Here is a 21,350-nt window from a genome sequence, read left to right on the forward strand (position 1 = left end):
ATGAGGCAATATACTGTTCATATAATTGATAATTACAACCATTAAAAAGTTAAAATTTGTTCAATTTTCTTTCTGAACCAGTCAGTTGAAGAAAGTTTCTCTGTCGTAAGTTGGAACTTGGAAATTAATGCCTTATCAAATTCCGTTTTTAAGCTGAATGATTTTAAAAAAATTTCAACTTCATCTGATTTAAGATATTCACAGACAACTTCATCCTTTTCTCTGAACTTATTATCAGGTAATTTGAACTCTTGATATCCGTTTCTAGAATTTGTCAGTTTTAGTAGAATCTTATCATATTTTGAAGTTTTCTGCTTAATCAATTCTTCTATATACCAACTCTTATCAAAATCTTGTATTTCCAATTCAGATATGTTTTCTGGATGATATAAATAATTTTCAAAGCAGTAATAGTCTAGTATCAAATAATTACTGTGTTGTTTTTTTAATTTCTGTATTTCGTTGTCGGTTAGAAAATCTCTGTCCCTTAAACCAAAGTGAGTAGGGTTTGCTAATATTTTAATATAAACCGCATTACTGTTACTCTCAGGAATAAAGTGAATGTTTTGAAAATTAAGCTTATTGAAGAAAGTTGAATTCTGATTTTCACAATAGATAATTATTTTCTCTTCAATTTTGGGAATAATTAAATCATCGAACTCTTTAGAAAGCTCCCTGAATTCATCATTTAATTTACTGTATTTGCTGTAATCATAGTATTTACTATGAATTTTGTCTTTTAATTCAGACTTGAATTTTGCTTCACCAAGAAAAGTAGCTTTTAAGATATTACTTAAGGTTTTACTAGCTCGCTCAAATTCCACATTTGCTTTCTCTATTTGTTCTTCGTAGTCTGAAATTCTGCTTTTGATTTGTTCGAGTTTGATTCCGAGAGCTTCTTTTTTACTATTGAGCTCTTGAAATTTTGATTTACGTATTAATTCTAACTCCTTCTCAATTTTCTGATTAGTCTTCTCTTGAAGTTCGTCAATTTTTTTTGATAGTGTTCCAATTTCAATTTTGACTATGCTTAACTCTTCCGATAAACTTTCTTTCTTTTCTTTTTCCAGATTTAGAAGTTGTTTAGTTGCTTCATATTTATTGAATAACTCCTCTTTAATCAAAGCAGCATTTTCTTCTATGGTATTACTGACCTTAATTTTTTGACGTAATGCCTTATTGGTTAAAATTTCAGTAACAAGTTCACTGCTGAATTTTTCATTATCTTCATATTGCGACATTGCCCGCAAAATTTCAATGCTAACTTTTTCAGACTCACCGTCCACCTCTTTAAACAAAAAGGGCAACCTAAAATTACCTAATATTGCATTTTCAAACTTTACAGTTCTTGGAACCCAAAATTGAAGCATTGAAATAAATTCGTTAGGGTGTAAACAAATACTTATTTGGGTATTTGTGTTTTTATACTGTTTAAACTTATCGTATTCCAAGAAACTAAAATCCAAAGTCAAGACCCAGTTAATAATATCTTTTGTTGAGTCAATATATGAAGGCCTTTTATCTTTTACGTAATGCCATAATTGGCAATCGTGATTAAATTTATCATAAATATTCTGTTTACGTAGTTCCTTTTCCTCTTTAGAAAGACCCTGGTATTTTCCTGCATTTTCATTACGGTTAAAACGGTAATCTACTTGTTCTAACAAATCATCTACAACTCTTTGGTCAGTAGAATATTTGTCCATATTATCCTGCTGTATTTCTAAACCTTTTTTTCTGATGTTTACAGTGAAATTATCAAGATATGGGTCGAAGTAATCATCTATATTCAAAATAGTATTCTTCTCGTGGCATTTCTGGAAGTATTTTTTTATTATACCTGAAAATTCATCTGTGTTTTCCGCTGCTATAGCTTGATTGAGTGTTGGTTTTAACTTCTTTAAATGGTCTTTAAATTTTGAGATTAAATTCTGAAATTCAAGAATTGTTACAGGTAAAACATAAAACTTTACTTTTACACGATTTTTAATTTCATCTAATAATTCTAGAAGTGAAAATGCAGCTTCATTAGAGGGATTATCGTGTAAGTCTAGTAACGTTAATAAAAAATTAGTGTCAACAAAAACCTTAAGATTGGTTTGACTTTTAGCTAATGTGTAAACCTGTTCAACGGTTTGTTGATTCAGATTTGTTGCTTCAATGAAGAAATAAGCATTTAACTGATGTAAAATATACTTTTTGACATATTCATTTTTAAAATCAAAATAGTTAAGCAACAAGGATTGAACTTTCGTCTTTTCATTTTTATACCTTGATATGAAACTGTTGAATTGGCCGTATTGCTCAATAGAAATTGAGTTTTCTCCACTTATTAATTCATATGTTTTTGCTCCTATTTCTCTAACAAGTGGAATAATAAGATGCTCGTTTAGTTCTTCCCATAATTGTTTTGTTGTGAATTCGGGACATATTTTAATACTTAATTCATTGAATCTTTTTTCAGCCTCAAATTCAATTTCTTTTTGGGAAGTGAATGATGCTCTGAATTCCGTATAAACATCCTCTGATAGAGAGTAGAGTTTATCTGAGATTGGAATAATTACATTTTTAGATTTCAGTAAATTGAATTGCTTAATTATTCTTACTTTATCGAAATTAGTTTTTAGTTCTTTTTCGAAATTTATTATTAGGTCATTTTCATTTATAGGTGTATTACCATTTATTCCAAATATTGAAATAATTATATTTTGAATAGACTTTTCCCACCATCCACTTTCATTTAATTTTACGTGATGAACAAGAGATACTATTTCAGATGATAATATTTTTGACATAAATTTTAATTTCTAGGTTCTTCTTTAAATTATTTTGATTTCACAAATCAGGTATTCATTTAATATTTTATCGTGTAGTAGTCTTTTTACGCTTGCTGGTAACTACTAGCTAACCGCAGCCCTTGCGGTTACTTCCCTTTTGGGCGGCGGAGTTAACTCCCTTAAATATAGGAAAATTTGGAGAAATCCCAACTAGCTTTTTCAGTACCATGCGTCATAGCCATTCGGCCGATATGGAACAATACTCGTGGAATTCGCGAACAGGCGCCTATCAGGGTACCTGCTTCCCACCGTCTGTCCTGGAGGTTTCCCCGGAAGGTATATGACCAAGTATGCCTCCTACCGATTCCTCCCGAAGATGGGCACCGATTCGCGGCCGCAAACACGCAACTACATGCACGACTGTCCATTGCTTGGTTCATCCCCGTTTCAAAAAAAGGCGGATACGGTACGAATCGCAGCCCCCAGTTGATTCAGCGCCTTGTCTATCGAAAATACGGAATGCAAAAATAGTTTTCGTGTTTTTACACGTGTATAAACGTTTATAAACGTGTATTACCAGGGATAGTGAAAAAATCGTTGCGCCTGCCCGCTTCCTCCCGGTCAGGCGAAGTTGGTAACTTCACCCAGCTAGTTTCGAAATTGTAAACAGAAAATACGTACCAAAAAGGCCATTTTCAATGGCCAGTCCTTACCCGGAAACAAGAACGGTGATCCTAAACGTGGCCTTTTGGAATTTTTTCCCACCTACACTGTTTTGTTGCTGCAGGTGGATTGACCCCTTCCGGTAAATGGAAGGCTTCCCATTCCAAAGGACTGATCCTGTTTCCGGTAAAAAAATGGCTGACGTCTTCAGGTACAGAATGGCGCTTTGGGGAGTTCCGGGCGCGTTTTTATTAAATGATTTGTCTTATCGTATTCATTGGAATGAACATTTTTTCACTGTCTGGTAATTGTTCGAAACCGTACTTTCTGTAAAAATTAACTGCATATGTATTAATTGGGTCTACGACCACAGCCATAGCCCCAATACTTTCCTCAGATAGTGTAAATGCTCTAAATAGAGCGTCTAAGAGAAGATGCTCCCCTAGTCCTGTTCCTTTTGCAGTCAAGTCTCTTGCTAGTCGCCCTAAAAGAATGACTGGAACATTATAATTTTGAGGAACTTTTTTAATATATTTTTCCGGAATCTGTTCTCTCCCGAGGCTTTCGCTAGATAGCGTGTAATACCCGACTACATGATTGTTTGCATCTATTGCTACAAAACAAATTGCAAGCTTTTTCCTGACATCCTGGCTAACTTGTTTTTGGATATATTGAGTTAGTTGTTGCTCTTCACATTCAAATGCCTTGCGGTAATGGGTCTTGTCTAAAATAACGATGTCCAACTTCAGGCTTTTTTTGATTTATACCTTTTCGCAGCCTCAACCAAGTTTTGATTTGGTTTTGAATTTCCGAATACCGCATCAAAGAATACGTTACGATCTTTTTCTGTAGCAATAATTCTGTCATTTTTTGCTACGATTTCTTCTGCATGTTGCTTAACTACTCTAACAATAAAGCTACTGAATGATTTGTCTCCACTTAGTTTTTGTGCTCTTCTGAAAATTCTTTTGTCCGCAGCGCTCACTCTTAACTCGATTCGCTCGTCTTTACCTGACTGTACGTCCATGATGTAACCTGTTTTTAACAAATGTACGTCAAATAACCGTACAAATCAAATTTTTTCGAAGGCGCCACACCAATTGTAGTAAGCGATTTCCTGGATGGGACGTTGCGTGTGCAGGTACGGTATCCAACATCCCTCTCCCGGTTTACATTGGACAAATTAATAATCTCGGTTAAGGAATCAAGCGGAGGCACCACCTTTTTATTGGAAACGGCCAGGTTGTGGCAGTAAATCTCCGTAGCCTGGGCTGCGTGTGTAACTACATCCCTTTTACCCAAGCTGGGCTTTGTAACTTCGCTCAACTTTTTTCGAAATTGTAAACAGAAAATACGTACCAAAAAGGCCATTTGCAATGGCCAGTCCTTACCCGGAAACAAGAACGATAATCATTTATGCGTCGCCTTTGTATTTTTGCCGGATCGTAGCATGTGGAAAAAGGATAGCTCCTGGCAGGGCTCATTGTTTATCCTTTTGGGTTAACTTCCCCCAATCAAAAATACGGCCGGAACCTTGTGCAGGTCCGGCTTTTCCTTGCGCCAGTCCGCCACCTTTCGGGTACGGATCATTTCCCCTTCCCCGGTCAGTTCGCTGGCAATGCAAAGCAGGGTCTGCGGACCCAACTGCTCCAGCAAATCCTCCAGCAGGCGGTTGTTCCGAAAGGGCGTTTCCATAAACAGTTGGGTGGTGTTTTCCTTTAGTGCCCTAGTTTCCAGTTCTTTGATGGCCTTGATCCGCTCTTTTCGCTCGATGGGCAGGTACCCGCTAAATGTGAAGGCCTGCCCGTTAAAACCGGAACCCATCAGGGCCAGAAACATGGAAGAAGGCCCCGGCAGAGGCACCACCCGTATGCCCAGCCGGTGCGCCCAGGCCACTGCCCTGGCCCCCGGATCGGCGATCCCCGGGCAACCGGCATCGGAAAGGACGCCCAGATCCTGCCCCTGCAGTGCCGGTTCCAGGAGTTTTCGTACCTGCGCGTCCGGGGTATTTTTATCCAGCTTTTCCATGTGCACCTCCTCCAGGTTGATCCCTAATTTCAGGCTGCTGATGTACCTGCGGGCCGTTCGGAAATCCTCCACCAGGAAGTGGGACGTGGCCGCTATGACGTCTTTGACGACCGGGGCCATGACGGCAGGGCCGGTCTCGAGCGCCAATACATTCGGCACCAGGTATAGTATTCCGTTCGCTTTCATTAATTTTGGGTATGGAAAATGGAATGCCTTCGGTTGCAAAACTACTTATTATTATCGGACTGCTGCTACTGATTACCGGATTGCTGCTTTGGTGGCTGCCCAAATTTCCTGGATTTAAAGGCATACCGGGAGATATGGTGTTTAAAAAAGAAAATTTTACCTTTTACCTTCCCGTTGGGACCAGCATTCTGCTTAGTTTGTTGTTGACCGTATTGCTTTATTTGTGGAGAAAATTCGGGGGATAATGGGTCAAAAAAATGAAGATTGACATTTAAATACGCAAAGAGCGCGGGCCAGACAAAAAACCGGGCTTGTCCCGATTTTTCTCGGGAGGGCGCAGGAGGCTTGTGGGGGAAGGATTTTTTTGCCTTGATTTTTTGGTACTTTTTGCTTGATCAAAAAGTACCGAGAAATAAAGGAAAAATAGCTGATTCTACCCCATAATCCGGATACAACGAACAACCCTAAATTCCCAAAACCACATCGTCATCCCGATTTCTGTGTTTTTTTAAATGTTAAGTCTCGCAATAACGGGCTTCCTCGTCACTGAGAGAAATCAGGTTAAAAGCTATTATTCACAATCAGCATCAACAATACCAGATTGATGGCCAATCTAAAAACACCTAAAAACACAGCCGTTTTTAAATGATCGACCAGATGCCGGTTGGCCAAACTAATGTATAGAAGTACACTTACCAGCACCAGGTTAAAAAGGGTAATGGCAATCAGGGAGTACTCGTACCATAAAGGCAGATCCAAGCGATAAAACACCCCATAAAGGATATAGATGGCCAGGGTTAGGGTACTGCTACGAATGTTCCATTTCTTAAGCTGTTCCCTGCTTTTAATTAGGCCGTTCATGGTTCTTTTTTTGCGAATAGTTTAAATGTAACCAATCGATAAGGAAATAAAAAAATATTCGGCTGGAGGATTCCCATATATTACAAAAAGCTCATCGGCACCCCGATTTCTGGGTTTTTTAAAAGGTTAATTTTCGCTGTGACAGCAATGCCCCGCATCGGTAAAGATTTCAAAATAAGTTAAAATTAACGAACTGATATTTTAAGATGTTACCGAAAAAATCCCCCTTACCCTCTTAAAAAGGGGGATTTTGGTCGCGATCGATTTGGAAATTTATTACCTATGGCGGGTTCTGCCCTTCCTGCGAGGGTGCAGATGGGAATAAAAGACAATCGAAAATAGCCATGCACCCGCGGCCGTCTGAACGGATCCATAGGTGCATTTCCAATCCCACTGTTTTTTTCAATGGCGAGATGGCCTACGCGTCAAGAAAGGCCTTCAACGTAGCCACTACCGCCTCCGGTTGTTCCGCGTGCAGCCAGTGCCCGGCATCTTTGAGGTGAATGATGCGGTTGTCCGGAAAAAGCGCTTCGATGTCTTTTTTGTCGCTGCTCTTGATGTAGTCCGAATTGGCCCCGCCCAAAAACAATACGGGCTTGTCGAAAGGCTTTTCCGAATCGATGGCTTCACCTACATTTTCTATGTTTTCGGTAATCACCGGCAGGTTTATTTTCCAGGCAAATTTCCCCTCGGTTCGGGTTAGGTTTTTCAGTAAAAATTGCCGAATACCTTTTTCATCAATGAATTCCTCCAATTGAGCTTCTGCCGCCTTTCTGGAATCGGCGGTGTCCAGGTCCACGGCGTTTAACGCTTCCAGGATGTGCTGGTGATGAACGGGATAGGGCCTGGGGGCAATGTCTGCCACAATCAGTTTGGCCACCCGTTCCGGGTACATCAACGCCAGTTTCATGGCGGCTTTTCCGCCCATGGAATGACCCAGCAGGTAGACGCTATCCAATCCCTCGGCATCCAGCAATTCCCGGAGATCTTCCGCCATCGCCTGGTAATTCCATTCTTCGGAATGCGGCGAGTCGCCGTGGTTGCGGAGGTCGATGAGGTACAGGGTATAGTTTTCCTCCAGATTTTTGGCGATCCCCAGCCAATTGTCCGCAGAGCCAAATAATCCGTGGAGAATCAGAAAGGGTTTCCCGTTGCCGCTTTTTTTGAAATTGAGTTTCATCGTCGTTTGTTTTTATACGTCCAATTGCCTGCGGTACATCTGTATGGTGTTTTCCAGGCCATAGTACAGGGCATCGCACACCAGGGCATGGCCGATGGACACCTCGTCCAGATAGGGAATGTTTTCTTTCAAAAATTTCAGGTTGTGCAGGTCCAGGTCGTGACCGGCATTCAGTCCCAGGCCGAGTTCCCGCGCCAGCTTGGCTACCTCCACATAAGGAGCCACGGCCGTTTCACGGTCTTTGGAATACCCGCTGGCATAGGGCTCCGTATACAGCTCCACCCGGTCGGTGCCGGTAGCTTTGGCTGCTTCAAAGTAGCGGGCTTCCGGATTGATAAAAATCGACGTTCGAACCCCATAGTCGTGCAATTCGGCGATAATATCCCGAAGCATGTCCTGGTGGCTGATCGTGTCCCAGCCGGTATTGGAAGTCAGGGCTTCCGGGGGATCGGGCACCAGGGTGGCCTGGGCGGGTCGGGCTTCCCGGATGATCTCCAGGTAGCGACGATCGGGGTAGCCTTCGATGTTAAATTCCGTCGTTATCCGGTTCTTTAAGGCCATCACATCGGAGTACCGGATATGGCGCTCGTCCGGACGGGGATGCACGGTGATGCCCTGAGCACCGAAACGTTCTGCATCCAGGGCGACTTTCACCAGGTCCGGGTTGTTGGCTCCCCGGGCATTCCGCAAGGTGGCAATTTTGTTTATGTTGACACTTAATTTCGTCATGTTCCAAATATGCGTTAATTTTGCACTAAATTAAATATATTGCGTAAACAATGGTAACGAAGCCGAAGTTTAGGCCTTCGCCTTTTTTGTCCGGATCCGGGTTTGGATCGCTTTTCGCAGGTAACGAACATTAACTAGCATACCATGAGTCTAAAAATCAACATAGAAAAAGAAATCAAGCAGGCGATGTTGGCCCGGGACAAGGACCGGTTGCGGGCGCTGAGGGCGATAAAATCGCTTATCTTGCTCGAAGAAACCAAAGGAAGTGGGGACAAGGGCATGTCCGAGGAAGAGGAAATCCAATTGTTGACCAAAGCGGCCAAACAACGAAAGGACTCGTTGGAAATTTTTGAGAAACAGGGCCGGGAAGATCTGGCAGCCCTGGAAAATTCCGAACTGCAGGTTATTCAGGAATTCCTGCCGCAGCAGCTGAGCGAAGCGGAACTGGAAGTGGAACTACAGGCCATCCTCTCAGAAACCGGGGCCGAGGGGCCAAAGGACATGGGCAAAGTCATGGGCGTTGCCACCAAAAAACTGGCAGGGAAAGCCGATGGGAAACTCATTTCCCAAAAAGTCAAAGCCATGCTTAATTCATAGGCACAACCTTGAGCACCATCGATCTGATCATAGTGGGCCTATTGGCCGTGGGGGCGTTTAGTGGGTACCGGCAGGGACTATTTATTGGACTCCTGTCCATCATCGCATTTTTCATCGGCATCATTCTGGCCTTTCGGTTCATGCACTGGGGAGCAGAACTATTGGCGGAGCGGGTGGAGAGCCTGACCTTTATGCTTCCTTTTGTTGCGTTTATTCTTATTTTTCTGGCAGTGACGATCACCATCCGGATTTTGGCCTACCTGGTCAAACAGGCGCTGGACCTGACCATTTTGGGTACCTTTGACAATTTTGCCGGCAGCATCCTGGGGCTGATCAAATGGTCTATCATGATCAGTCTTTTGATCTGGGTGGCCCATTCTTTTGAATTTGAGGTGCCTGAGGAAATGCGGCAAGGCGCTGTCATTTATCCCTTGTTGGTACCAATAGCCCCGACGATGGTGGCCATATTGGACGATTATACGCCCATCATCGATACCGCCATTGCCACCATCAAAGAACTCGTAAACAGCTCCATCGGTGATTCTGTTAATTGATAATTTCGATTCCTTTTCGCACATGCTGGCGGATTACCTGAGGCGGTCGGGGGAGGAAGTTTGCGTCCTTCGCAACGACGTATCGGCAGCCGAACTGGAGTCCCTGGATTTTTCGGCCATGGTACTCTCGCCGGGACCGGGAACACCGGCTAGCGCCGGAAACCTAATGAAGCTGCTGGTCCCCTATGTACACAGGCTTCCAGTACTGGGCGTATGTCTGGGGCATCAGGCATTGGGTATGCATTTTGGCGCCAGTCTTCGGAAAAGTCGGCGCCCCATGCACGGAAAGGTTTCTACGGTATCCCAGAAAAGCAGGCACCCGGTATTTACGGGCTTACCAGAGCAATTTGAGGTGACGCGGTACCATTCCCTGGAATTGCAGGATCTCCCGGCCGAACTGGAGGTGCTGCTCGAAACAGACAGGGGAGAACTCATGGCATTTTGCCACCGAAACCTGCCGCTCATGGGCCTACAGTTTCATCCAGAAGCCCATCTCACGCAGCACGGAGAGCAGCTTTTGCAAAATTGGATTGACCTTTACGTAAAAAAAAGCGGAATGGCACAGCTGCTGGCAGACACACTCTCAGGTCTACCCTGAATGGGAAGTATTTTTGCATAAATCCAATGTATTCTTTCGGATTTGAACCAAGCAGCGGCAGCAGGCGTTTTATTTTTCGAATCCTTTTAATACCTTTAGCTACATGAGGGCACTAGACTTTATCAACCATCTGATCCCACCCCTGAAATTCACGGACAAGGTGAAGATGGCCCTATCCTGGATGGAAGAGATACGAACAACTATTTTGCCGGTGGTAGAAAAAGGTGTTTTCAAAGGATTTATCACTGACGAAATCATTTACGATATCAACAACCCGGAGCTGACCATTGGCGAAGTGGAGTTGTTGGCGAACTCTTGTGTGGTGCAATTGGACCGGCATATCTACGAGGTGTTGCGAATCTCCTCCGAAAACCAGGTAAACATGGTGGCCGTGTTGGACCGGGAATTAAAATACCAGGGGGTGATTACCGAGGAAGATGCCGTATCTGCGTTCACTGACTCCATATCCATCCAAACACCGGGTGGCGTGCTGATTCTGTCCATGTTTATGACCGATTACAGCCTCTACGACATCGCCCGGGTGGTGGAGTCTGAAAATGCCAAAATCCTCAGCAGCTTTATCTCCAACGATCCCCTCGACGATAGCAAAATCAAGGTAACGTTAAAAACGGATCAGGTAGAGTTGCGGCATATCAAAGCGACCTTGGAACGTTTTGGCTACAAAATCATCGACCAGTACCAGGAAGAAGGAGGCATCAGCAGCGAGCAGGACCGGTTGGGTAATTTGCTTCGATTTTTAGACATCTGATCGTACATGAACGTCCTACTTCACGGCATCGCAATAGTTCCCGAATTTCACACCTACATACAGCAATTAATCCAGGCCTTTGAAAAACAGGGGCAGGAAGTGTGGGTTACCAAAAGCCTGTTCAAATCCATCCGGGACACGGAATTTGCACCGGGTACATCGGTACTTCAGGAAGGCGAAGTTGGGATAAAAGCGATGGACTTTGTCATTTCCATTGGTGGGGACGGCACCTTGCTGGATACCATTGCCCGCATCGGTGCGCTGGAAATTCCGGTATTGGGAATCAACACCGGGAGAATGGGATTTTTAGCCACCATTGCCAAAGAAGAAATCGCCCTTGCAGCAGAAGACTTGCTGGCCGGAAGGTATTCCCTGGAAGACCGAAGCCTGGTATGCCTGGAATCCAGCATTCCTTTGTTTGACGGGCTGAACTTTGGGCTGAATGAGTTTACCATTCACAAGCGGGACACTTCCTCCATGATCACGGTACACACCTACATAGACGGGGACTACCTCAATAGCTATTGGTCCGACGGACTGATCGTTTCCACGCCCACCGGCTCCACGGGTTATTCCTTGAGTTGTGGAGGCCCTTTGATTTCCCCCGCAGCAAAAAACTTTGTCATCACACCCGTGAGTCCGCATAACCTCAATGTGCGTCCCATCGTGGTCTCGGATGACAGTGAAATCACCTTCAAAATTGAAGGCAGAAGCGAAAAATTTCTGGTATCTTTAGACTCCAGGTCTACACCTATTGATGCTTCGGTGGCCTTAAAGATCAAAAAAGAAAAATTCGTGGCCAAATTGGTTAAGTTCCCGAATTACAGCTTCTTCGACACCCTGAGGCAAAAATTGAATTGGGGCTTTGACATGCGGAATTAGTTTTAACAATATTTAACCCAGCATATACTGTGAGGGGTTTTTTATTCGTTGGGTAGTTTATAAATTGCAGCGACTTGAATAAAACCAGGTATTACACGATCGTTTTCACCGCAGTATTGTTTCTGCAGGGCCTGACTGTCCGAGCACAGCAGTACGAGGTAGGAATGGGATTGGGAGCAGGGACCTATACCGGAGACATTATCCGGACCATCGACCCGACCCAACTGGGTATTCAGGGAACGTTGTTTGGCAGACGAAATTTTGACAATGCCTGGAGTCTGCGGGTGGGGCTTTCCGTGAGCAGGCTTAATGCGGCAGATAGCATTCATCCCATTGATCCGGTAGCTTTGGTTCGCGACGCGTACTTTACCGGCACCATGGTAGAAGCATCCGCCACCATGGAATTCCATTTTCTGGATTACATGAGCCAGCAGTCACCCTCCCGGTTTTCCCCTTTCGGCTTCTTTGGCCTGGGTATCGGTACCTTCTTTGGTAATGGGCAGGCCTATGCAGCCGATCCACAGCCAGGCAGCTACCGGGTTAGTACCGCCATCGTTCCTTTTGGTCTGGGAATCAAATACAAGCTCCGGGACCGCTTGCTCCTTTCGGTTGAAGGCGGCGCCAAGGCTACCTTTTCAGACTTTCTGGATAAAATCGGCAACGATCCAAATGCTATCCCGAGGTTTCGAACCGATCCCGGCACGGGAAATCCAACACTAGACCCCAATTCCATCAATTTTGGCAATCACTCGGACCGGGATTGGTACTATTTTTTGGGCGTTTCTATCAGCTATTCCTTCCACCAAGTCAAATGCTATCCCTACAATAATTGACCACAGGATAGAATTTTTGGAAAAGAAGTGTCATTTTTGTAATTCATTACAATTTGGAAGCGTACACAGGAATGAAGGAAGTGATTGATAAAGGGAATATCCCTCAACACATTGCGGTAATCATGGATGGTAACGGTAGGTGGGCACAAAAAAAGGGTGCCATGCGAATCTTTGGCCACCGAAACGCGATTGCTGCCGTTCGGGATGCCATTGAGGGAGCTGCCGAATTGGGCGTGAAATTCATTACCTTATACGCATTTTCTACCGAAAACTGGTCCCGGCCCAAGGAAGAGGTGGATGCACTGATGGAAATCCTGGTACAGGCCATCACCGACGAAGTGCCCACCATGATGGAAAACAACATCCGGCTCGCCACCATAGGAGATACGGATAGCCTTCCCGGCAAATGCAAGGAACACCTGAACCTGGGAAAAGCAAAAACCAATGCCAATACCGGAATGACCGTGGTACTGGCCCTGAGCTACAGTGGCCGCTGGGAAATCACCCAGGCTGTAAAAGAAATTGTCAAAAAAGTAGTCAGCGGGGAAATCCAGGAGAAAGACATCAATCAGGAAGCCATTGCCTCCCACTTGAACACTGCCGATTTTCCCGATCCCGAGTTACTGATACGCACCAGTGGTGAGATACGGATCAGTAACTTTATGTTGTGGCAGCTGGCTTATACCGAACTCTACTTCACGGAAGTATTGTGGCCGGATTTTCGAAAGAAACACCTTCATGAAGCCATATTGGCCTATCAGAAAAGGGAACGAAGGTTTGGAAAAACCGGTGCCCAGATTAAGCCCTCCGAATGACCGTGCACACCCGAAAACACATGTCGTTTTTCGGGGTATTTCAGCTCACTAATCCCCGGGATTAGGGGGTTAAACTTATCGTTTGAAATGAGAAACTATTTACTGATTATTTATTTGCTGCTAGTGACCGGAGTGGCAGAAGCCCAGATTCGATTGGGGCAAAGCCGGTATACCCGTCAAGAGCCGGTGGATATAATCGATCTGGATTATTCCAATCCAAAAAAGTACCGCCTGGCTGGAATAGAAGCCGTGGGCCTAAGTACCCTGGATGAAACCGCCATCATTTCACTGGCCGGTCTTCGGGTAGACGATCAGATCACCGTTCCCGGAGATGCCATCTCTGGTGCATTGAAAAAACTTTGGGGACAGGGAATCATTGGCGATGTCAAAATCCTGGTCACCAAAATTGAAGGAGACGACATCTACTTGCTACTGGACCTAACCGAGAGACCTCGCTTCAGCCGCGTGGAATATTCCGGAATCAACCAGACCCAGGAAGGAGAACTTGAAGATAAAGTAAATATCCGCGGGAGGGTGGTCCGGGACGATGTCTTGAACAACGCGCAACGGAATATCCGGGATTATTTTGTGGACAAGGGTTTTCTGAATGCAGAGGTGAAGGTGATCCAGGAGCGGGATACTACCCTGCCCAACAGCGTGAAGCTGCGCTTTGACGTGGATAAGAAAACGAAAGTGCGTATCAACGAAATCAAGCTCTACGGAAACGACAACATCGCCGATACCCGCATCAAAAAGAAAATGAAGGGTACGAATGAACATGCCCGGGTATACATCTTCAAAGACCTGGTCTCCCGTTTACTCAACGCCAATCCAAAAAATCTTGGACAAGCGATTACCAAACGAAACCCCGTCTCTGACGATCAGGTGAGAGAATACATCAACAAAAATTTCAAACTCAATTTCTTTAATGGTTCCAAATTTGTCCGAAGTGACTACCGGGACGATAAGAATTCGGTCGTCGATTTTTACAATAGCCGGGGCTACAGGGATGCCGAAATCCTCACCGATAGCATCTATCGCTTTGACGACAGCCGCATCAACATTGACATTGACATCGAAGAGGGTCAACAATATTACTACCGCAACATCAGTTTTTCAGGAAATTACATCCACACGGACCAAGAACTCCAGGCCAAACTGGGTATTTACAAAGGAGATATCTACGATAAGGAAAAGCTGGACAAACGACTGAATTACGACCCCCAACGGGGAGACGATGTCAGCTCCCTGTATCAGGACAATGGATACCTGTTTTTCACCATCGATCCGGTAGAAGTAAACGTGCAGGCCGATTCCATCGACATAGAAATGCGGATCTTTGAAGGCCCGCAGGTAACCGTAAATAGCGTATCCATCGAGGGCAACGAGCGAACCAGTGACCACGTGGTCATGCGGGAAATTCGAATCCTGCCCGGACAGAAATTTGACCGAAGCGCGCTGGTACGAACCATCCGGGAACTTTCCCAGATCGGGTACTTCAACCCGGAGAATATCGAACCGGACATGCGGCCCAATTTCGAGGACGCAACGGTAGATATTACCTTCAAGCTGGAAGAACGACCCAACGATCAAATCGAACTTTCCGGAGGTTGGGGTGGTTTATTTGGCTTTGTGGGTACCGTCGGCCTGACCTTCAACAACTTCTCGATTAAGAACATCAACGACTTTTCTAAGTGGCGTCCCCTGCCGGTAGGTGACGGGCAGAAGCTCTCCCTGCGGGTACAGGCCAATGGACGAAGTTTTCAAAACTATAGCATGTCCTTTACCGAGCCCTGGTTTGGCGGAAGAAAACCCAATGCCCTGAGCTTTAGTTTCAATCACTCTGTACAGCGGCAAATTGACTTTTTTAATCAAAACAACTTCGGACAAGAATTAGGCTCTTTCAAGATTACCGGGGCATCCATCGGATTGGCCAAACGGGTTACCTGGCCGGATGACTACTTTCAGGTCAGCAATAACCTGCAGTTTCAGGTATACGATTTTGACGAGTACGGAAATTTCTTCGGGCTGACCTATAATACGGGAACCGCACGAAGTGTAGCACTGAACACGACGATTGCACGAAACAACATCGATAACCCCATCTACCCGCGTTTCGGGTCGAATATCACCTTGAGTGCGACCCTCACACCGCCTTATACCTCGATGAATCCGAATATCAATCAGGAATCTCAGGATGAGGAAAAATACCAGTGGCTGGAGTACCACAAATGGATGTTTGATGCATCCCTGTACACCCCGGTATTTGGCTCCAATAAACTGGTGCTAAGTGCCCGTACCCACCTGGGATTCCTGGGCTCGTATGGAGACCGCATCGGAATCATTCCGCTGGAACGCTTTGTGCTGGGAGGCGACGGCATGAACATGATGAACTTTGCCCTGGGGCAGGAAATCATTGGACTCAGGGGCTACGAAAACCAGTCCATCACTCCCGGAAGGGACTTCCGCGGGCAGCCAAATGCACCGGTTCCGTATGGAGGAGTGGTGTATAACAAGCACGTGATGGAACTCCGATTTCTGGTATCACCCAATCCCTCGGCGACCATTTTCCTGCTCGGATTTGCCGAGGCCGGAAACAACTGGGGCAACTATGCGGACTACAATCCGTATGACCTGAAAAAATCTGCAGGTTTTGGCGCCCGAATATTTATGCCGGCTTTTGGCCTGCTGGGTATCGATTGGGGCTATGGATTTGACGAAGTTCCTTCCATCAGCAACCCCAATCCCGGACCAAGTGGAGGCATGTTCCACTTTACCATCGGGCAACAATTCAGATAATTATGGAAAAATCCCTGAATTTGTTACTTTTGCTTTCCCTTTTCCCTATGTTGCTTTCGGCGCAGAAGATGGGCTATGTGGATACCGAGTACATTCTCAATAAACACCCGGATTACAAGAAGATTCAGGAAGAAATGGAGGCGGTGAGTTCGGAGTGGCGAAAAGAGGCACAAAATTTGGAAGAGGAAATACAGCAAATGTACAGTGACCTGCAAGGAGAGCAGGTATTGCTGACAGATGAGATGTACCAGGAACGTCTGGAACTGATTAGGGAAAAACAACGGGAAGCAAGGGCCTTTAACAACCGTATTTTTGGCGAAAACGGCCAATTGTACCAGAAACAGTCGGAACTGCTGCAACCCTTGCAATCCACCATTTACGATGCGATAGACCGGGTAGCCAAACGAAACGGGCTGGCTATTTTGTTTGACAAAGCAAGCAGCCCCACGTCCATAATCTATACGGACCCCAGGCACGATTACTCGGATTTTATCATAGAAGAATTAGGATTAGAAGAAAACAATTAAAATTAACAAAGTTTAACAATTATGAAAGCAAGAATCATCCTATCAGCAATAGCCCTCTTTTGCTTTGGATTTGTAGCAAGTGCTCAAGATTTGAAAATCGGGTACACCAACGTGGAATATATTATGAGCCTGATGCCGGAGATGGAGCAAATTGACGCTGATATCCAGGATTATAGCAATCAGTTGGGGCAGCAAATCCAAACCAAAACGCAGAGTTTCCAGCAGCAAGTGGCATCCTATCAGCAGTCTGCCCAGACCATGACCGACGAAGCACGCGCTACCAAAGAGCGTGAGCTGCAGGGCATGGAGCAGGAAATTCAGAAGTTTCAACAGGATGCTCAATCTTCCTATCAACGGAAGCTGCAGGAACTGTTGGAGCCGGTACAGACAAAGGTGTACAACGCCATCAACGCGGTAGCTGCCGAAAACAACTACACGCATGTGTTTTCGGAAGCAGCAGGGCAGTCGCCCGTTCTTTTGTATACCAAGGACAACGACCCCTTTACCGATCTGGTATTGGCCAAATTGGGTCTGGAGGCTCCGGCAACCCCGGCACCCGCTCCAGGAAGTAATTAATCATCGCATGCATACCATGTCCTTGCCCGGCTGCTTCGGTAGTCGGGCTTTTTTTGGTTAACCGCGGTCCGCTTTCCGGAAACAAGGGGTACACTTCTGGAAATACGCCTTCCCGCATTGGATCGGAACAAACCGATCCTCCCGCCAAAAAAATACCTGCCCACAAAACTTCCCAAACAGAAAAAATGGTAACTTACGTTTCCGAATAAATCGATCGACTTTGGCTTGGGCTAATGGCATCGCTGCGGTTGACTACCGAAGCGCTCGATGTCCGGTTTATCTTTCTTTCCAAACCTACAGTAACATGTTTTTACGAATCCTTAGTGTTTTTTTGCTTGCTTCACCCGCCGTTTGGGGGCAAGAGGCCCCGCTATTTGATCTGGAGGCCGCGGAAGTCTACCTGGAGGCAGAAAAAGAGGGAAGCCGGATATTCCGCTTTTCCGTTAAAAACGCGGGTACCGTCACGGCTCCGGCCGAGAGTTACCGGGTGTTTTTTAAAGTAAATGGAAAAATGATGAGTTTTGATACCAAAACAGACGCCATTGAACCGGGGCAAACGATCGTTTACACCGCCCCGGAAAAGATTCCGGCCCGACAACCGGGGAAAAAGCTGAAGTACCGGCTTATCATCCACACCAAAGATGCAAATGCCTCCAACAACAAACGGATAGGCGAGGTAATTCTTTACTAACGCGGGAAAACTCAGATAATTCTGTCATCGCTACCTTTCCTTTTTCAACGTTACTACCCACTCCGCCACTCTTTTTCCCAGCCCTTCTGCTTTATTCAAAAACAGTGGATTCACCTCTTTTCCGGCAAATTCACCCTCTCCGGTAATTGCCGAGGCTCCAAATGCTGCTTCTGTTTCGGCTCCTCCTACGATCAGCATCCCATGAACCAGCATGGCACGGATCATGGCAAGCATGACCGATTCTTCCCCTATGGAAAAGCCACCACCCGTGACAAATACAGCACCGATTTTATCTTTTAGGGGTCTCCCTTCAAATGGCCAGCTATTGATAAACGCCTGCACCTGGGGCGCCATATTGGCATTGTATACGGGAGAACCCAAAATGATGGCGGAAGCCTTCAAGACCTCCCGCTCGGTCAGCTCTTCAACGCGTTTGATGGTATAATTGACATGCTCCACTTGTGCCACTCCACTTGCTACCGCCTCCGCCATGGTTTGGGTGTTGCCCGAACCGGAGTAATAAGCGATCAGGATGTTTGGAACACCCTGTGCCATTACGTTTCCGCTAAGAACCAATAAAAAAAATAAAATTAGGAGATGCCTGAGCTTTTTATTCTTCATTGCTCTTTAAATTTTCAAGATCATCTAAATCCGTATACCTGCCGCTGGCTTTTTTGGTTTTTACCAAATCAGAAATGTTTATGAGTTTCACGTCAATACCTTGAATTACAGTCACACTATGGATAGCCGTAGGGGGTCTTCCAAACAAAAAAAACTTGGTACCTGTCATTTTTCAAAAATTGATCAAGACGTATAACATTGGTGGGTAATCCAAAAAATGAAAATGACTTCATTAGTTTTCTTTTGTTGCTTTTACCCAAATCTCCGGTCGTTCTGATATAACCGTGCAGAACTACTGCATATCCTCCAATTAGGAAATACGCCACATCAAACTTGTGCAGACTTTCAATAAAGTCTTTAAAATCAGTATTAAACAGATTAAGAAGTGCTACCATCTTTGATCAGACTTCTTACCTCATATCCATCTTAGGCCAGGCAGTACCTACAAACCCATAGGCAGCTTGCATCAGGTGAAGAAAAACATCCCTTTTATCTTCCTCCGAAAGGCTTTTATGCTGTTTTTGGTGATCCGCAGCTTCTTCGAAACTTTGGATGGTAAACGCTTTTTTGTCTAGTTTCATAGTTTTCATGGACCTACTCTTTCCCAATATAGTAATAAAAAATGTTCTCGATAGTGTACATTCTCGCTATGGGGACTACAAACCTCTTTTTTATCTGGACCCCGGGATTGCAAATTCCGCAAAGCGGCTATATTTTGCTGGTATTTTCTAACATAAGCTTGTAATTTCGGTTTACTGAAATAAAATTAAAGGTTAGCAACAACTCATGAGTCAAAATAAAGCCAAAACAGGCATCTTGCTGGTAAATTTGGGTACGCCTGATAGCACCGCTACCGGAGATGTCCGAAAATACCTGAGAGAATTTTTAATGGACGGAAGGGTAATCGACTTTCCGTTTATCCCCCGGTGGATGCTGGTAAACCTGATCATTGCCCCCTTTCGGGCACCCAAATCGGCCGGAGAGTACCGAAAACTCTGGACCGAACGGGGTTCTCCCCTGCTTTTCCACACCCAGGACTTAAAAGAAAAATTGCTCCCTTTGATCGATCATTCCAAGTACCAATTGGAAATAGCCATGCGCTATCAATCGCCGGGAATTGAGGAGGGATTGAAAGCGTTAAACAAAGCCAATGTAAAGGAAATCGTGGTATTGCCGCTGTTTCCACAATACGCCTCCGCCACAAACGGCTCGGTGATCGATCGGGTCATGGAACTCGCCCGTACCTGGCAGATTATCCCAAACATCCGCTTTATCAGCAATTTCGTAGACCATCCCCTGTTTCTGGAAGCCTGGGCCGAATTGGGCAAGGAAATGATGGCCGACCAGGAATACGACCGGTTTCTTTTTTCCTACCACGGCCTCCCCGAGCGACAGATACGAAAAGGATCCGTGGATGGCTACTGCCGTTTGGGCGATTGTTGTGCCCACTATACCAAAAAGAACCAGTTTTGCTACCGGGCACAATGCTTTCACACCACCCGACTGATTGCCGAAAAGCTCCACTTGCCCCAGGAAAAGGTAGTGACCTGCTTTCAATCCCGGCTGGGGAAGGATCCCTGGATCAAGCCCTACACCGAAGACCTCATTCGAGAAATGGCGGCAGATGGAATCAAGAAAGTGCTCGTTTTTTCACCGGCCTTTGTTGCCGATTGCCTGGAAACCACCGTGGAAGTGGGCGAAGAGTACAAGGAACAGTTTATCGAACAAGGCGGCGAACGTTGGGACCTGGTGCCCAGCCTGAACTCGCGGGATACCTGGGTACACTGTGTGAAGGATCTGGTCACCTCCGAACCCTGATTCCAAACAGACGCGTAACAGTCAGGCCAACAGTTCCAGTGCCATCTTCTTATAGGGATCCAAAGGGGGGACTGGTACCTGGGTTTCTTTGGCCTTTTCGTCCCATTCCCGCATTTTGAGGATTAGTACATGGTTTTCGTCGGCCTCAAATGCCGCCGCCTCCTCCGGACTCATCACGCCTCCCTGGTAGTTGAGGGTTTGCTTGCTTGCCTCCGAGAGTCGGTTGAAATAATCCGGGTTTTTATAGGTCAGGTACCGCTTGGCTTCCACATGGCTTTCCACCAGGCGCGCCACCAATTCGGGAAAGCCCAGTTGCCGCAGGTAGTCTGCCCCCAGCTTTTCGTGGTCCATTACCCCAAATCCACCCATCTGCTCCAACGCCTCCCGCTGTGCAAAAAGGTGGCCCAAGTCGTGAAAAAAAGCGGCCAATACCACTTCGGGTCCATATCCTTCGGATTCGGCCAGTTGCGCGGCCTGACTCATGTGTTCCAACTGGGAAACAGGTTCACCGATGTAGTCCGCATCTCCATGCGCTTCGTACAAGGAAAAGACCTCGTCCACCGTTTCCCGGGCTGTTTTTTTCATAGCTTTCGTATTTTGAAAGAAAACTACTCATATTCCCGATCAATGCCTAACCAAATTCACGATAAATTAACGGAAGGATGAAGGCCTTTGGCTTTCTACTGCGACTTTTTTTAAGTAATTTATCCCGCAAATTATCCGCCTTCATCGCGGTTCTCCAAAAGGCATGAAATCGGCCCTGCCTAAGGCAGACATGATGTAAGCGTGGGCGATTCTCACAAGCAAGCCTGGCGATGGGCGATGCGATTTTTGGTGCAGGAAAAG

General features: G+C 45.5%; 23 protein-coding genes and 1 pseudogene. 14 read left to right on the forward strand and 10 right to left on the reverse strand.

Going from position 1 to position 21,350, the window contains the following annotated elements; translation table 11 throughout:
• Positions 1 to 41 precede the first annotated feature (41 nt).
• A complete protein-coding gene (locus BMW71_RS05030; RefSeq protein WP_092170464.1) occupies positions 42 to 2,795 on the reverse strand; it encodes a hypothetical protein in 2,754 nt (917 codons plus the stop codon).
• A gap of 741 nt (positions 2,796 to 3,536) precedes the next feature.
• Here BMW71_RS05030 and BMW71_RS24110 point away from each other — a divergent pair.
• A pseudogene (locus BMW71_RS24110) lies at positions 3,537 to 3,644 on the forward strand (transposase); the annotation flags it as partial.
• Between the two features lie 47 nt (positions 3,645 to 3,691).
• Here the strand turns inward: BMW71_RS24110 and BMW71_RS05035 are convergent.
• The 3 genes from BMW71_RS05035 to BMW71_RS05050 form a co-directional block, all read right to left on the reverse strand.
• Complete coding sequence (locus tag BMW71_RS05035; protein ID WP_092170467.1) at positions 3,692 to 4,183, reverse strand: GNAT family N-acetyltransferase; 492 nt, start codon at positions 4,181 to 4,183, stop codon at positions 3,692 to 3,694.
• Positions 4,184 to 4,185: 2 nt separating this feature from the next.
• On the reverse strand, positions 4,186 to 4,467 hold the full coding sequence (locus BMW71_RS05040; RefSeq protein ID WP_092172661.1) for a type II toxin-antitoxin system TacA family antitoxin: 282 nt from the start codon (positions 4,465 to 4,467) through the stop codon (positions 4,186 to 4,188).
• 473 nt (positions 4,468 to 4,940) lie between these two features.
• On the reverse strand, positions 4,941 to 5,654 hold the full coding sequence (locus tag BMW71_RS05050) for an SAM-dependent methyltransferase (protein ID WP_092170473.1): 714 nt from the start codon (positions 5,652 to 5,654) through the stop codon (positions 4,941 to 4,943).
• An 11-nt stretch (positions 5,655 to 5,665) separates the two neighbouring features.
• Here BMW71_RS05050 and BMW71_RS05055 point away from each other — a divergent pair, with 11 nt between their 5' ends.
• Entirely contained in the window at positions 5,666 to 5,899 is a 234-nt protein-coding gene (locus BMW71_RS05055) for a DUF2905 domain-containing protein (protein ID WP_244891086.1), read from the forward strand.
• 316 nt (positions 5,900 to 6,215) lie between these two features.
• Here BMW71_RS05055 and BMW71_RS05065 read toward each other — a convergent pair whose 3' ends face one another.
• The 3 genes from BMW71_RS05065 to BMW71_RS05075 form a co-directional block, all read right to left on the reverse strand.
• Positions 6,216 to 6,515 (reverse strand): hypothetical protein, encoded by a 300-nt coding sequence (locus tag BMW71_RS05065; RefSeq protein WP_092170478.1) that lies wholly within the window; start codon positions 6,513 to 6,515, stop codon positions 6,216 to 6,218.
• A gap of 418 nt (positions 6,516 to 6,933) precedes the next feature.
• Positions 6,934 to 7,695 (reverse strand): alpha/beta fold hydrolase, encoded by a 762-nt coding sequence (locus tag BMW71_RS05070; protein WP_092170481.1) that lies wholly within the window; start codon positions 7,693 to 7,695, stop codon positions 6,934 to 6,936.
• Between the two features lie 12 nt (positions 7,696 to 7,707).
• The gene (locus BMW71_RS05075; protein WP_092170484.1) at positions 7,708 to 8,424 is read right to left on the reverse strand and encodes a pyridoxine 5'-phosphate synthase; all 717 of its coding nucleotides are present in this window, start codon (positions 8,422 to 8,424) and stop codon (positions 7,708 to 7,710) included.
• A gap of 144 nt (positions 8,425 to 8,568) precedes the next feature.
• On the opposite strand from BMW71_RS05075, the gene BMW71_RS05080 reads away from it, so the two are divergent.
• The 11 genes from BMW71_RS05080 (at position 8,569) to BMW71_RS05130 (ending at position 18,065) form a co-directional block, all read left to right on the forward strand.
• Positions 8,569 to 9,021, forward strand: coding sequence for a GatB/YqeY domain-containing protein (locus BMW71_RS05080; RefSeq protein WP_092170486.1), 453 nt, complete (start codon positions 8,569 to 8,571; stop codon positions 9,019 to 9,021).
• Between the two features lie 8 nt (positions 9,022 to 9,029).
• Entirely contained in the window at positions 9,030 to 9,575 is a 546-nt protein-coding gene (locus BMW71_RS05085; RefSeq protein WP_092170489.1) for a CvpA family protein, read from the forward strand.
• A complete protein-coding gene (locus BMW71_RS05090; RefSeq protein ID WP_092170491.1) occupies positions 9,559 to 10,173 on the forward strand; it encodes an anthranilate synthase component II in 615 nt (204 codons plus the stop codon). The genes BMW71_RS05085 and BMW71_RS05090 overlap by 17 nt, the downstream gene beginning before the upstream one ends.
• Positions 10,174 to 10,276: 103 nt before the next feature.
• Positions 10,277 to 10,942 (forward strand): CBS domain-containing protein, encoded by a 666-nt coding sequence (locus BMW71_RS05095; protein WP_092170493.1) that lies wholly within the window; start codon positions 10,277 to 10,279, stop codon positions 10,940 to 10,942.
• A gap of 6 nt (positions 10,943 to 10,948) precedes the next feature.
• Entirely contained in the window at positions 10,949 to 11,824 is an 876-nt protein-coding gene (locus BMW71_RS05100) for an NAD kinase (RefSeq protein ID WP_092170496.1), read from the forward strand.
• A gap of 74 nt (positions 11,825 to 11,898) precedes the next feature.
• Complete coding sequence (porG, locus tag BMW71_RS05105) at positions 11,899 to 12,657, forward strand: type IX secretion system protein PorG (protein ID WP_092170499.1); 759 nt, start codon at positions 11,899 to 11,901, stop codon at positions 12,655 to 12,657.
• Positions 12,658 to 12,728: 71 nt separating this feature from the next.
• Complete coding sequence (locus BMW71_RS05110; protein ID WP_092170502.1) at positions 12,729 to 13,472, forward strand: isoprenyl transferase; 744 nt, start codon at positions 12,729 to 12,731, stop codon at positions 13,470 to 13,472.
• 87 nt (positions 13,473 to 13,559) lie between these two features.
• Entirely contained in the window at positions 13,560 to 16,271 is a 2,712-nt protein-coding gene (locus tag BMW71_RS05115) for a BamA/OMP85 family outer membrane protein (RefSeq protein WP_092170506.1), read from the forward strand.
• 2 nt (positions 16,272 to 16,273) lie between these two features.
• Positions 16,274 to 16,798, forward strand: coding sequence for an OmpH/Skp family outer membrane protein (locus BMW71_RS05120; RefSeq protein WP_092170508.1), 525 nt, complete (start codon positions 16,274 to 16,276; stop codon positions 16,796 to 16,798).
• A gap of 21 nt (positions 16,799 to 16,819) precedes the next feature.
• Complete coding sequence (locus tag BMW71_RS05125) at positions 16,820 to 17,374, forward strand: OmpH/Skp family outer membrane protein (protein WP_092170511.1); 555 nt, start codon at positions 16,820 to 16,822, stop codon at positions 17,372 to 17,374.
• 304 nt (positions 17,375 to 17,678) lie between these two features.
• On the forward strand, positions 17,679 to 18,065 hold the full coding sequence (locus tag BMW71_RS05130) for a hypothetical protein (RefSeq protein ID WP_092170513.1): 387 nt from the start codon (positions 17,679 to 17,681) through the stop codon (positions 18,063 to 18,065).
• A 30-nt stretch (positions 18,066 to 18,095) separates the two neighbouring features.
• Here BMW71_RS05130 and BMW71_RS05135 read toward each other — a convergent pair whose 3' ends face one another.
• Together BMW71_RS05135 and BMW71_RS23665 are read right to left on the reverse strand one after the other, a co-directional pair.
• On the reverse strand, positions 18,096 to 18,686 hold the full coding sequence (locus BMW71_RS05135; RefSeq protein WP_092170515.1) for a flavodoxin family protein: 591 nt from the start codon (positions 18,684 to 18,686) through the stop codon (positions 18,096 to 18,098).
• Between the two features lie 410 nt (positions 18,687 to 19,096).
• Positions 19,097 to 19,267, reverse strand: a complete 171-nt coding sequence (locus tag BMW71_RS23665) for a hypothetical protein (protein ID WP_177179576.1) — start codon at positions 19,265 to 19,267, stop codon at positions 19,097 to 19,099.
• 205 nt (positions 19,268 to 19,472) lie between these two features.
• On the opposite strand from BMW71_RS23665, the gene hemH reads away from it, so the two are divergent.
• A complete protein-coding gene (gene hemH, locus BMW71_RS05150) occupies positions 19,473 to 20,504 on the forward strand; it encodes a ferrochelatase (RefSeq protein WP_092170522.1) in 1,032 nt (343 codons plus the stop codon).
• Between the two features lie 21 nt (positions 20,505 to 20,525).
• Here hemH and BMW71_RS05155 read toward each other — a convergent pair whose 3' ends face one another.
• Complete coding sequence (locus BMW71_RS05155) at positions 20,526 to 21,089, reverse strand: phosphonate degradation HD-domain oxygenase (RefSeq protein WP_092170524.1); 564 nt, start codon at positions 21,087 to 21,089, stop codon at positions 20,526 to 20,528.
• Between the last annotated feature and the right edge of the window lie 261 nt (positions 21,090 to 21,350).

The organism is Cyclobacterium xiamenense (assembly GCF_900109255.1).
Lineage (GTDB): Bacteria > Bacteroidota > Bacteroidia > Cytophagales > Cyclobacteriaceae > Cyclobacterium > Cyclobacterium xiamenense.